The 12770-nt window shown below is 62.5% G+C and carries 12 protein-coding genes; 7 read left to right on the forward strand and 5 right to left on the reverse strand.

The window, feature by feature from the left end; translation table 11 throughout:
* The first annotated feature begins 14 nt into the window (after positions 1 to 14).
* The 4 genes from AAG799_RS07930 (at position 15) to pcaF (ending at position 3901) form a co-directional block, all read left to right on the forward strand.
* Entirely contained in the window at positions 15 to 689 is a 675-nt protein-coding gene (locus AAG799_RS07930) for a haloacid dehalogenase type II (RefSeq protein ID WP_341895277.1), read from the forward strand.
* Complete coding sequence (locus tag AAG799_RS07935) at positions 686 to 1552, forward strand: alpha/beta hydrolase (protein WP_341895278.1); 867 nt, start codon at positions 686 to 688, stop codon at positions 1550 to 1552. Before AAG799_RS07930 ends, AAG799_RS07935 begins: the two co-directional genes overlap by 4 nt.
* Before the next feature lie 88 nt (positions 1553 to 1640).
* Positions 1641 to 2648, forward strand: coding sequence for a threonine/serine dehydratase (locus AAG799_RS07940; protein ID WP_341895279.1), 1008 nt, complete (start codon positions 1641 to 1643; stop codon positions 2646 to 2648).
* Positions 2649 to 2698: 50 nt separating this feature from the next.
* Positions 2699 to 3901, forward strand: a complete 1203-nt coding sequence (pcaF, locus tag AAG799_RS07945) for a 3-oxoadipyl-CoA thiolase (RefSeq protein ID WP_341895280.1) — start codon at positions 2699 to 2701, stop codon at positions 3899 to 3901.
* Positions 3902 to 3958: 57 nt separating this feature from the next.
* Here the strand turns inward: pcaF and AAG799_RS07950 are convergent, their stop codons facing one another.
* Positions 3959 to 5806 (reverse strand): methyl-accepting chemotaxis protein, encoded by a 1848-nt coding sequence (locus tag AAG799_RS07950; protein ID WP_341895281.1) that lies wholly within the window; start codon positions 5804 to 5806, stop codon positions 3959 to 3961.
* A gap of 365 nt (positions 5807 to 6171) precedes the next feature.
* On the opposite strand from AAG799_RS07950, the gene AAG799_RS07955 reads away from it, so the two are divergent.
* The 3 genes from AAG799_RS07955 to AAG799_RS07965 all read left to right on the forward strand — a co-directional run bounded on the left by AAG799_RS07955 (position 6172) and on the right by AAG799_RS07965 (position 9114).
* A complete protein-coding gene (locus AAG799_RS07955) occupies positions 6172 to 8190 on the forward strand; it encodes a PhoX family phosphatase (protein ID WP_341895282.1) in 2019 nt (672 codons plus the stop codon).
* Between the two features lie 136 nt (positions 8191 to 8326).
* A complete protein-coding gene (locus AAG799_RS07960) occupies positions 8327 to 8833 on the forward strand; it encodes a hypothetical protein (RefSeq protein ID WP_341895283.1) in 507 nt (168 codons plus the stop codon).
* Positions 8834 to 8895: 62 nt separating this feature from the next.
* Positions 8896 to 9114, forward strand: coding sequence for a hypothetical protein (locus AAG799_RS07965; protein ID WP_341895284.1), 219 nt, complete (start codon positions 8896 to 8898; stop codon positions 9112 to 9114).
* 22 nt (positions 9115 to 9136) lie between these two features.
* On the opposite strand, the gene AAG799_RS07970 is transcribed toward AAG799_RS07965, so the two are convergent.
* From AAG799_RS07970 to AAG799_RS07985, 4 genes are all read right to left on the reverse strand, one after another.
* Complete coding sequence (locus AAG799_RS07970) at positions 9137 to 10117, reverse strand: pentapeptide repeat-containing protein (RefSeq protein ID WP_341895285.1); 981 nt, start codon at positions 10115 to 10117, stop codon at positions 9137 to 9139.
* 77 nt (positions 10118 to 10194) lie between these two features.
* Positions 10195 to 10725, reverse strand: a complete 531-nt coding sequence (locus AAG799_RS07975) for a gamma carbonic anhydrase family protein (RefSeq protein WP_341895286.1) — start codon at positions 10723 to 10725, stop codon at positions 10195 to 10197.
* Complete coding sequence (gene argC / locus AAG799_RS07980; protein ID WP_341895287.1) at positions 10722 to 11768, reverse strand: N-acetyl-gamma-glutamyl-phosphate reductase; 1047 nt, start codon at positions 11766 to 11768, stop codon at positions 10722 to 10724. Before argC ends, AAG799_RS07975 begins: the two co-directional genes overlap by 4 nt.
* A gap of 85 nt (positions 11769 to 11853) precedes the next feature.
* A partial coding sequence (locus AAG799_RS07985; protein WP_341895288.1) for a methyl-accepting chemotaxis protein occupies positions 11854 to 12770 on the reverse strand: 917 nt, incomplete at its 5' end.

The raw sequence follows: 12770 nt of genomic DNA on the forward strand, positions 1-12770 counted from the left end.
CCATGACAGCGCCGATGGGAATCAAGGCCTGCCTGTTTGATGCCTATGGCACGCTGTTCGATGTCAGCGCGGCGGCGCGCGCATTGGCCGACGACATCGGGCCGCAGTGGCAGCCGCTGGCCGACACCTGGCGGATCAAGCAGTTGAACTATTCATGGCTGCGCAGCCTGATGGGCGCCCATGTCGATTTCTGGCAGGTGACGGCCGATGCATTGGACTATGCGCTGGATGCGCATGGGGTGAATGGGCCTGGCATGCGGCAACGCCTGCTCGATTTGTACTTCAACCTGGCCTGTTATCCCGAAGCGCCTGCGATGCTGCGCCAGCTCAAGGCTGCCGGACTGGTGACCGGTATCCTGTCGAATGGAGCGCCGGCCATGCTGGAGGCCGCCTGTCGCTCGGCCGGGATTGCCGATCTGATCGACCATCTGATTTCGGTTGAGGAGGTCGGTATCTACAAGCCCGATCCGCGCATCTACCGGCTGGCGATGGAGCGTCTGGTCCTGCCCGCCGCGGCAATAGCCTTTCACAGCAGCAATGGCTGGGATATTCACGCCGGCAAGCGCGCCGGCTTTTTCGCGATCTGGATCAACCGCAGCGGCCAGCCGGCCGAACGCCTGCCCAATCCGCCCGATGCAGTTCTGCGCAGCCTGAGCGATGTGCCGGCTGTGCTGGGGGTGGCCGCTTGAGCAATCCGGGCTTCAGCGAGCACACATTCCATAGCCATGATGGCCTGCGGCTCTATTACCGCGACTATGGTGATCGCCTGGCAAACCGTACCCCATTGCTGTGTCTGACCGGGCTGACGCGGAATTCCAACGACTTCCACGAATTCGCAACACGACATGCGGCCACGCGGCGGGTGATCTGCCTGGATTACCGGGGGCGCGGCCGCTCGGCCTACGACCCCGATCCGATGCATTACGAACCCGCCGTCTATCTCAATGACATCCAGCATCTGCTGGCCGTGACACATGTGTCGCGCGTCATTGTCATGGGCACGTCGCTGGGGGGCATTCTGACCATGGCGCTGGGCACCGCCGTGCCTACACTGATGGCAGCTGCAATTGTCAACGACATCGGCCCCGATGTGAAGGAAGACGGTCGCCAGCGGATTGCCGGCTATGTCGGCCACGCATTGCGCCCCTCATCCTGGGATGATGCCATCGTGCATCTGCAGCAGAATTATATCGGAGCCTATCCCAAACTCGATACCGCCGGCTGGCAACGGATCGCGCGCGGCACATTCACCGAGGACAAGTCTGGCGGTGGACTGAAACTGGATTATGACCTGAACATCGCTACAGCGCTCAAGGCCCAGGCCAGACAACCGCTGCCCGACCTCTGGCCGATGTTCCGCAGCCTTCGACCGCTGCCCCTGCTCGCCCTGCGCGGCGCACTGTCGGATATCCTGACCGCCGACACTTTCGTGCGCATGAAGCGCGAACATGCCGGGATGATTGCTGTCACCGTGCCCGATGTCGGCCATGTCCCCATGCTGGACGAACCAGCTGCTGAAACCGCCATCGACGCCTTTCTCGCAGACCTGTAACCCTGCAGCCTGCATGCTATAATCCGGCGGTCCGCTGCCGGGTTATCGGGGTCCGGCGGCCTCCCTCTATAGCAACAGAGAGCCACCGATGAACGCGCCTGCCAAACTGCCTGTCCTGCCCACCGTCAGCGACGTTGAGGATGCCGCCCGCCAACTGCGCGGCATTGCCGTCCGCACACCCCTGCTCGAAAGCCAGTTCCTCAACGAGCGCCTGGGCGGCCGGCTGCTGGTCAAGGCGGAACCTTTGCAGGTAAGCGGGTCGTTCAAGTTCCGCGGTGCCTATAACCGGATCAGCCGCCTGAATGCCGATGAACGCAAGCGCGGTATCGTCGCCTTCTCGTCGGGCAACCATGCCCAGGCCTGTGCCTGGGCCGCCAAGCTCTGCGGTACGCCGGCCGTCATCGTGATGCCCAGCGACGCCCCCAAAATCAAGATCAGCAACACGCGCGCCTATGGCGCCGAGGTGGTGCTTTACGATCGTCACAACGAAGACCGTGAAGCCATCGGCCGGCGGTATTCCGACGAGCGCGGCATGATCCTGGTGCCGCCGTTCAACGATCCGCATATCATCTGCGGCCAGGGCACCACCGGCCTGGAGATCGCCGCGCAATGCGCCGAACGCGACATCAAGCCTGATGCGGTGCTGGCGCCGGCCTCCGGCGGCGGCCTGATCTCGGGCATCGCGCTGGCGATCAAGGACCGCCTGCCGGCAACGGATGTGTATTGCGCCGAACCGGATCAGTTCGACGATATCGACCTCTCGCTCAAGGCCGGCAAGATCACCAGCCATGCCGGCAAGGGCAACACCTTCTGCGACGCGTTGATGGCACCGCATCCGGGCGACATCACCTTCGGCGTGATGAGCGCCAATCTGAAGGGCGCGGTTTCCGCCACCGATGCCGAAGTCGAAACCGCCATGGCAACCGCCTTCAACTATTTCAAACTGGTGGTCGAACCCGGTGGTGCAGCAGCCCTGGCCTCGGTGCTGAACGGCAAGGTTCCGTGCGCTAACCGCACGGTGGTTGCTGTCTGTTCCGGTGGAAATGTTGACTCCGCACTTTACTCCGCCATCATCGCCCGCACGCCGCCGGTCTGAACCCTGGCGGCGTTTGTTCCACTCGGCCGAGAGACCCTAGGGAGAGACATATGACCGAGGCATTCATCTGTGACGCCATCCGCACGCCCGTTGGCCGCTATGGCGGTTCACTGTCCAGCGTGCGCGCCGACGATCTCGGCGCAGTGCCCATCAAGGCGCTGATGCAACGCAATCCGACGGTCGACTGGCAGGCCATCGACGACGTGATCTATGGCTGCGCCAACCAGGCCGGCGAGGACAACCGCAACGTTGCCCGCATGGCCCTGCTGCTGGCCGGTCTGCCGGAAAAGGTTCCCGGCGCCACCGTCAACCGCCTGTGCGGTTCGGGCCTGGAGGCTGCCGGCGCCGGTGCGCGCGGCATCAAGACCGGGGAAATGGATCTGGTGATCACCGGCGGCGTGGAAAGCATGAGCCGCGCGCCTTTCGTGATGGCCAAGGCGGAAAGCGCGTTTTCGCGCACGGCCGAAATCCATGACACCACCATCGGCTGGCGCTTCGTCAACAAGCTGATGAAGCAGAAGCATGGCGTCGATTCCATGCCGGAAACGGCAGAGAACGTGGCCGAGCAGTATCAGATCAGCCGCGCCGACCAGGATGCCTTCGCCCTGCGCAGCCAGCAGAAGGCGCTGAACGCCATCAAGCTCGGCCTGTTCGAGGCCGAGATCACCTCGGTCTCCATCCCGAGCCGCAAGGGTGACCCGGTGGTGGTCGACCGTGACGAGCATCCCCGCGATACGACACTGGAAGCCCTGGCCAAGCTGCCGACGCCGTTCCGCCAGGGCGGTACGGTCACGGCGGGCAATGCCTCGGGCGTCAATGACGGCGCCGCGGCCCTGATCCTGGCATCCGAAGCGGCCGCCAAGAAGCATGGCTTGACGCCGCGCGGCCGCATCATCGCGACCGCGAGCGCCGGCGTGCCGCCGCGCATCATGGGCATCGGCCCGGTGCCGGCGACTGAAAAGGTGTTGGCCAAGGCCGGTCTGAGCATCCGCGACATGGATGTGATCGAGCTGAACGAAGCCTTTGCTGCCCAGGCTCTGGCAGTTCTGCGCCAGCTCAATGTGCCTGACGACGCCACCTATGTGAATCCGAATGGCGGCGCCATCGCCATCGGTCATCCGCTGGGCATGAGCGGTGCGCGCCTGATCACCACGGCGCTAAACCATCTGGAGCGCACCGGTGGCCGCTATGGCCTGTGCACCATGTGCATCGGCGTCGGCCAGGGCATTGCCATGGTGATCGAGCGCGTCTGATCCAGACCTGCTCTATGAATCAAAAGGGCCGCCTGATGGCGGCCCTTTCTTTTTTGATCAGTTGGTTTTGTAACCGATACGGAAGCCGCCCCAGTGGCGACCCTGCACCACGATTGGTGCCGACATATCCTTCATCAGCACGAAGACGCCGCCACCCATGTCGCGACGATAGCACTGCAGCAGGTAGGATTTGACGTTACGGCCGCAGGCAAGGCCGACAGGATCGTTGAACAGACGGCGATTGCGCGAATTGGCCGTGTTCCAGACCGGATCATTGCCCTGCGGCTGGCAGTATTTCTGGTTATGGGTCGGGATGAAGCCATTCCGGTCGATGGCGACACAGAAGGTGATGTCGGCATTGGAGCCTAACAGCGACTCCTGGATAGATGGCAGCACCGCATCAGTGAATTTCACAAAGCGGGTCATGTATTGCTGCGGATTGGTGCCCTTGATCGGCGCATAGTTTTCATCGAACAGATCATCCATGCCGATTTCGCCACGTCGCACCGCCTCCTCGAAGGCTTCGCTGATCCGTGCCGCCCCGGCCTGTGCCGTCAGCAGCAGCGGACGGTCCACCGTGGTGGTGACAAAAGCGATCTGGGTGGCCAGATTGGCGACCTGCTGGTCGATATCCTGAATGGCCTTGCCGGTACGCTGCACCACGGCCAGATAGCCACGCGTCGCTGCGTTGATTTCGGTGATTGAGCCCGTTACGGCATTGACCCGTCCGGACTGGTCGGTGCTGGCCTGCTCGATCTCGTCGAGTTGCTGGCCCATCGAATCAATCGCCTCGACGATTCCGTTCAGCACCTTGCCGGTTTCGCTCACCAGGGTGACGCCGGATTTCACCTTGTCATCGGATTGCTTGATGATGGCGCCGATATCCTTGGAGGCATTGGCCGAACGCTGGGCCAGCGCCCGCACTTCCTGCGCCACCACGGCGAAGCCCTTGCCAGCCTCGCCCGCACGCGCCGCCTCAACCGAAGCATTCAGTGCCAGCAGATTGGTCTGGAACGCGATTTCGTTGATCAGCGATGTGATCTCGGAAATGCGATGCGACATTTCCGCCATCTCGTTCATGGCCTCCACCGAACGGCGTACCACCAGCACGCCGTTTTGCGCCGCGGCGCGGGCCTGCTCGGCGCGCTGGCTGGCGCGCTTGGCTGCGGCCTCGTTGGCGCGCGCCGCCTCGCTCAGCGCCGCAGCATCTCCCGCCGTACGATCAAGGCTGTCTGACTGTGCCTCAGCGCTCTCCGCCAGCCCCTTGGCCTCCCGGTTGAGCTGCACCGATGCACTGGAAATTGAATTCGCCGCCTGCACAATAGTGCCGATAACGCCACCCAGGCGTTCGGCAGCCTGCACGGTGCCCTCGCGGATCACCGCGAAATCGCCGCTATAGCTGTTGTCCATGCCGGTTGAAAGGTCGCCTTCGGCCATGCGGCTGAACAGCTCTTTCAGGTCACTGACAACCCCGTCCAGGGTTTCTGCCATATGGTTGAAGCGCTCGGCCAGGTGATGCGACTCTGCCTCACCCTCATGCGCCGAAACCCGTCGGTTGAGAATGCCCTTGTCGATATCGCCGCAAAGCGCCGCGATTTCGCCAATCACGGCACTGTCGGCGCGCCGCAACTCTGCAAGCTCGGTTTCGCAATCGGCCAGACGTCGTTCCAGGGCCTCCCGGCGCGCAGTCTCATCGTTCCAGCGGCGCGACAGATCCTGCAGCGGCTCACGCAGGTTGCCCGGCGCATCGCCAATCCGCATGGCGGACCCCGGCCAACCGCGCAGCAGTTCAATCACCGCGCCACTGCCCCCTGCCAGCGACCCGATCATCACGCCGCCCAAAAGCAGGACGGCGAGGCCAGCGACAATCGCCACGGTGGGATCGCCACCGGCACGGCTGGCCATCCAGATCCAGCCTGATGCCGCAACTGCCAAACACATAATTGCCAGGCCAACTCTTAGACCCGCTGGCAGATTGGAAAACACTCGCATCACTCCTCCCCGCCTCCGGAATTTGCATCCCGAACCCGCGACGCGCCCTGTTATCCGGGCCGTTCGCTTTTTCCCTGTTGGGGTAAGTGTAGCGTAACGCCTACCCGGTTGTGCAGGATGTCGTTGTATTCTAGGCCCTTTATCCACCTCTACTTTAGTCGAAATTTTGTCCCCTGCCGAAACGTCAGGTTGGACATGCCCCGCATTCATCGTCCCGTCACACGGGCAGGCTAACCATCTGGCGGATCTGCTCAGGTCCGATTCTCAGGAGTTACGCCATGCCCCAGCACGCCCCCACCGGCCTCAGCCGCAGCGAAGCCTATGAACAATCACAAGATATCGGGATCAACCCCAGCGGGAACGATACGATCGCCGATGTCATTAACCATAGATATCACCGCCGCGATGTGCTGAAGGGGCTGCTGGCCGGCACCGCCATCGCCGGATTGGGCACTGCCGGCATCGGCGTAGCACTGGGCGACCAGGCGCAGGCCCAAACGGCCGCACCCCGCTTCACGTTCACCGAGATCAGCCATGGTGTCGACCGCACCCACCATGTCGCCCCCGGCTACGATGCAGACATCCTGATCCGCTGGGGCGACGCAGTCGCGCCGGATGCGCCGGCTTTTGATCCGCAGCGCCAGACCGCTGCCGCGCAGCTGAAGCAGTTCGGCTACAACAACGACTTCATCGGTTACCTGCCGCTACCGATGGGCAGCACGAATTCCAACCGCGGCCTGCTGTTCATCAATCATGAATATACCAATGAAGAGGTCATGTTCCCCGGCATCGGCCGGCAGGATGTCAAGGACAAGCTGTTCAAGGACATGACCCGCAATCTGGTCGAGATCGAGATGGCCGCGCACGGTGCCAGCATCATCGAGATCGAACGCAGCGAAGCTGGAAAATGGGCTGTTGTGGCCGGCAGCCGCTATGCGCGTCGCATTGATGGCGGCACCACCATGATGGAGCTGACCGGCCCCGCCGCTGGTCACGCGCGGATGAAGACGAAGGCCGATCCAAGCGGTGCACGCGTCGCCGGCATGCTCAACAATTGCGCGGGGGGCATAACGCCCTGGGGGACGGTTCTCACCGCCGAGGAAAATTTCCACGGTTACTTCTGGGGCAAGATGGAGGCCGGCCATCCCGAGGAGCGCAATCACAAGCGCTACGAGGTGCCCGGCAACTGGTATAACTGGGGTCAGTATTTCGAGCGGTTCGATGTGACCAAGGAACCGAACGAGGCGAACCGCTTCGGCTGGATGGTGGAAGTCGATCCTTACGATCCGCAATTCGTGCCGAAGAAGCGCACTGCACTGGGCCGCTGCAAGCACGAAGGCGCGGCCGTGATCGTCAACAGCGATGGCCGCGTGGTGCTGTATTCGGGCGACGATGAACGCTTTGAGTATGTCTACCGCTTCGTCTCGGCACGGCGCTACAACGCCAATGATCGCCGCGCCAATCTCGGCCTGCTCGACGAGGGCATCCTGTCGGTGGCGAAGTACAATGCCGATGGTTCGGTGGACTGGCTGCCGCTGGTCTTCGGTCAGGGTCCGCTGACCACTGCCAACGGCTTTAGCAGCCAGGCCGATGTACTGATCGAAACCCGCCGTGCGGCCGACCTGCTCGGTGCCACCAAGATGGACCGGCCGGAAGACATCGAGATCAACCCGGTCACAGGCAAGGTCTATGTCATGCTGACCAACAACAGCCGACGCAAGGCCGACCAGCTCGATGCCGCCAATACCCGTGCCGCCAATGAATGGGGCCAGGTACTGGAAATGACACCGCCGGGCGGCGATCATGCCGCGCAGAAGGCCGGCTGGTCCCTGCTGGTGCAGGGCGGCAACCCGGCCGATCCCAAGACGGGTGCGAAATTCCACCCCCAGACCAGCAGGAACGGCTGGTTTGCCTGCCCGGATAATGCGGCTGTCGATCCGCAAGGGCGGCTTTGGATCACCACCGACCAAGGCGAGGCCTGGGAGAAGGCCAGTGGCACCGCTGATGGCGTCTGGGCACTGGAAACCGAAGGGCCCAATCGCGGCCTGGGCAAGATGTTTTTCCGCGTTCCGGTCGGTGCCGAAATGTGCGGCCCCTGTTTCACCCCGGATGGCAGAACCTTCTTCGTCGCCGTGCAGCATCCCGCGACCGATGGTGGCGAGAAATTCACCAGCAGCGGCAAAGGTTCAACCTTCGAGGACCCCGCCACCCGCTGGCCTGATTTCCAGCCCGGCATGCCACCGCGGCCTTCCGTGGTGGTGATCACCAAGCGCGATGGTGGCCTGGTCGGCAGCTGAACCGCATGCCGGCCTGTGCACAGTCACCAGCCTGATGGTGTACAGGCCGCGCCCTGCCCGATATAACCGCGATTGCCCGCATCGCGGGCATTCAGGCTAGAGCTATACGGCCTGCGGATCGGGGGAACGGCACGGAATGGCAAAGGCCGACGACAAGCCAAAGTTCATCAAAGCGTCGCAGGCACTGCGACAACGCGCGGTGAACAATCACACCGGTCTCGATTTGACCCTGACCGACGAGGTACGCGGACGCATCGAACAGGTGATCGGCGAGTCTGCCGATGCTTTCTCCAAGGACGTGCTGGAAAAGCTGCGCGAAATGCGGATGCAGGTGAAGGCGGCAGAAGACGATTCACTGTCGCGCATCTTCATCCTGACCACGATCGCCGAGCTGGCGTTCGACATCAAAGGCATGGGCGGTACGTTCGGCTATCCCCTGCTCAGCCATCTGGCCAAGTCGCTGAAGGATTTCATCACCGATCTGGCGCTGCCCAACGAAGCCCAGCTCGAAGTCATCAGCATCCATGTCGATGCCATGTATGTGGTTCTGGCCCAGGGCATTCACGGCAATAGCGAAAAGCTGCAGAAAGACCTGCTGGACAACCTCGGGATTGCCATCAGCAAGGTGCGTGATCCGGTATAATCCTGCGAAATTAACCAATTTCACCTACACTTCGATAACCTTTTACCCGCACCCTGCCTGGCATGAGCTCTGATGCAGAAATCTGGCGCACGGCCCGAGACCTGATCGCCGATTATGGCGCCCGGGGCGCCGAAGCCCATGCCAACCGCCAGCTGGCCGAAATGACGGTGGGCAACAATTTCGTTGGCATGCTGGTCTGGCGGCGCATCATCCGCGCCCTGAAGAACCTCAGCAAGCCGGCGAGAGCCGGCGGCAGTCCGGCCGCTTCTCGCCGCCGCTGAAAATTTCAGAACGTATTGTCGCCTAGTTTTTCTTGTCGTTGAGCACGACGGGCAATCCGCGCGAGCCATCAATCAGCGCACCGCGCAAATCGGCATCGGTGAGATTGGCATACATCAGATTGCAATCCCGCATGTCCGAGCAGATCAGCTTGGCACCATGCAGATTGGCATTCGACAGATTGGCCTGACGCAGATCGGCACCGTTGAGGTTGGCCTGCACCAGATGCGCGCGTGACAGATACCAGCCCGACATGATGGCGCGACGGCCTTTATGGCCATCGGTATCGATCCAAGTCTGATGATCCTGCACCACCTGCTCCAGCACTTCCGGCGGCACTTCCTTGGGTATCCGCGCGCCGCTGCCTTGCAACTGCGGCAGCAGTTCGGGCGGGAAATCAGCCAGATTGAAATTCGCATTGTGCAGCTTGGTGTTCTTGAACTGCACATTGCTGAGGGTCGAATAGGAAAAATCAGCACCTTCCAGATCGGCGCCCTCAAGGATGCAGCCGTCCAGGATGGCGCCTACGAAAGATGCGCCCAGCAGCTTGGCCTGGGTCAGATTGGTGTTGTGCAGTGTGGTATCGCTCAGCGAGACCACACCGCCCTTGCCATGAGGCGGCACCGGCGGATCGGTCATCGGTCGCATATCGGCATTCTCGAAGCGCGTACCCTTGAGGATCGCGCGCGACAGATCGGCACCACGCAGGTTGGCCCAGACAAAGCGCGCGTTGGTGAGATCCGCGCCGGAAAAATCGCAGCCGGTGAGCACCGCCTGACTGAAATCGGAATTGCGCAGATCGGCACAATAGAAGCGGCAGCCACGGAACACCGTGCGCTGCAGGTTCATGCCAACCAGCTTGATCCCGGTAAGATCGGCGCCCACCAGCGTGAGCTGCTTGCCGCGGGTCAGCTTACCCAGACGGCCGGACAGGAATTCACCATGCGCTTTGATCTGATCGTACAGATCATCTGGCCAGGAGGTATGGGTATCGCCGGTCGTCATGTTTCCATCCGCGGGCCGGCCGGCGGGCCGGATTTTTGATAAGGATGGATTGTTAACGGGCGGAATTCAAGAAAGTGTTAACGGATGGTTGCTGGCTGGGCCCGGTAGGTACCGCCCAGACGAGCATAATGTGCTGCAGTTTCAGTGATATTCCGCAATTCCGCCTCGTCCAGCCGGCGCATCAGCCTGGCCGGCCGACCGGCCCAGAGTTCGCCGCTGGCAATGGTCTTGCCCGGTGTCAGCAACGCACCGGCGGCCAGCATGCCCCGGCTCTCGATCACGCAGCCGTCCATCACTGTGGCCTGCATGCCGACAAAGCAGTTGTCCTGCAGCGTGCAGCCATGCACCAGAGCCAGATGGCCGATGGTGACACCAGAGCCGATCAGCGTGGCGAATTTGGCCCGCGTGACATGCACCACGCTGCCATCCTGAATGTTGGTGTCGCTGCCGATACGGATGCTGTTGACGTCGCCGCGGATGGTGACACCGAACCAGATCGAGCTGCGCGCGCCGATCTCGGTATCGCCGATCACGGTGGCATTCGGCGCGACAAAGGCATCCGGCGCGATGGCCGGATGCTTGTCGCCGAACGGCAGGATCAAGGTCACGGGAACAGAGCGATCTGTTCCAGCCCCATCGTCTCCGGCAGGCCGTACATCACATTGAAGTTCTGCACCGCCTGGCCGCTCGCACCCTTCATCAGGTTGTCGATCACCGAGAACAGCATGGCACGGCCCTTCACCCGATCGGCAAACACGCCGATATGGCAGGCATTGGTGCCACGCACATGGCGGGTCTGCGGCGACACACCCTGCGGCACAATCTGCACGAAGGGCTCTTCGGCATAGCGCTGCACCAGGGTGGCCCGCAGGTCATCGGCGCTGACGCCGGGCTGCATCTTCACATAGATGCTGGACAGCATGCCCCGGTTCATCGGCATCAGATGCGGGGTAAAGTTGACCACGATGGGCCGCCCGGCGGAATCCGACAGGATCTGCTCGATCTCGGGGCCATGCCGGTGCGAACCGATCCCGTAGGCATGCGTGCCCTCGGCGGCCTCGCAATAGAGCGAGCCCTCCTTGAGCGCACGGCCGGCACCCGACACGCCGGACTTGGCGTCGATCACGATATCGTCGGCATCGATCTGGCCGGCTTCCAGCAGCGGCATCAGCGGCAGCTGCACCGAAGTCGGATAGCAGCCCGGATTGGCCACCAGCCGCGCCTTGGCCACCTGGCTGCGATACATCTCGGTCAGGCCGTAAACCGCCTCGTCCTGCAGCTTCGGAGCCCGGTGCTCATGGCCATACCACTTGGCGTATTCGTCCAGGTTGCGCAGCCGGAAGTCCGCCGACAGATCGACGATCTTGAGATGGTCCGGCAGGCCGGCAATCACCTCCTGCGTGGTGCCATGCGGCAGGGCACAGAAGACGGCGTCCACGCCGCTCCAGTCCACTTCCTTGATGGTCACCAGCTTGGGCAGGCCAAGGCCGAGAAACTGCGGGAAGACCGTCTCGATCCCCTCGCCGGCCTTCCGGTCGGCAGTCAGGGCGACCACCCGGACGCGCGGATGGCGCAGGACCAAGCGGAGCAGTTCCGCACCGGTATACCCGCTGGCACCCAAAATCGCGACCCGAATGGCATCCGTGGCCATGTCGACCTCCTAGAAAAGATGAGCCTAAAAGACGGAGATGGGTATAACGCGCCAGCCGGCTGGTTCAACTGCTAAATTGACACCCTTAAACCCGGAATTGTCCTACCAAATCGGCCAAATCCTGGGCCTGCCGGGCCATCGCCTGGGCCGAAGCCGTGGTCTGTTCGACCAGGGCGCCGTTGCGCTGGGTCATCTCGTCCATATTGGCGACCGCGGTGTTGACCTCTTCCAGACCGACCGCCTGCTCGCGGCTGGCGGACGAAATCTCGCCGATGATATCGGCCACTTTTTTCACCGCCGAGACAATCTCGGTCAGTGAACTGCCGGCCTGGTTGACCAGCGCCGCCCCAGTCTTGACCTGGCTGTTGGAGGCCTGGATCAGCGTCTTGATCTCCTTCGACGCATCAGCCGAGCGCTGTGCAAGGGCGCGCACCTCCTGCGCCACCACGGCGAAGCCCTTGCCGGCTTCACCGGCGCGGGCAGCTTCGACACTGGCATTCAGTGCCAGCAGGTTGGTCTGGAAGGCGATCTCGTCAATCAGCCCGACGATATCGGAGATTTTCTGTGCGCTGCCCTCGATCTGGGTCACGGCAGTGACCGCGTCGGCCACCACCTGACCGCCCTTCTGTGCCGTATCGCGTGCCGTCACCGCCAGCTTGTTGGCGGCTTCGGCATTGTCGGCGTTCTGCTTCACCGTTGCGGTGATCTGGTGCATCGAGGCTGCCGTCTGCTCCAGGCTGGCCGCCTGCTGCTCGGTACGCCCGGCAAGATCGTTGCTGCCGGTCGAAATCTCCGCGGCCGCATCACGGACAGTCGATGCCGCAGCCGTGACCTTGCCCACGGTCTCCGACAACTGCTGCGCGCTGCGATTGGCATCCTGTTTCAAGCGGTCGAACACACCCTCGTAGCTGGCGTCAATGCGATGCGTGAAATCACCACGCGCCAACGCGCCCAGCGCATCACCCAGACTGATAAAGACCGCATCGACCGTGCCAATCAGAC

The sequence above is a fragment of the Ferrovibrio terrae genome, from assembly GCF_943371255.1.
Lineage (GTDB): Bacteria > Pseudomonadota > Alphaproteobacteria > Ferrovibrionales > Ferrovibrionaceae > Ferrovibrio > Ferrovibrio terrae_B.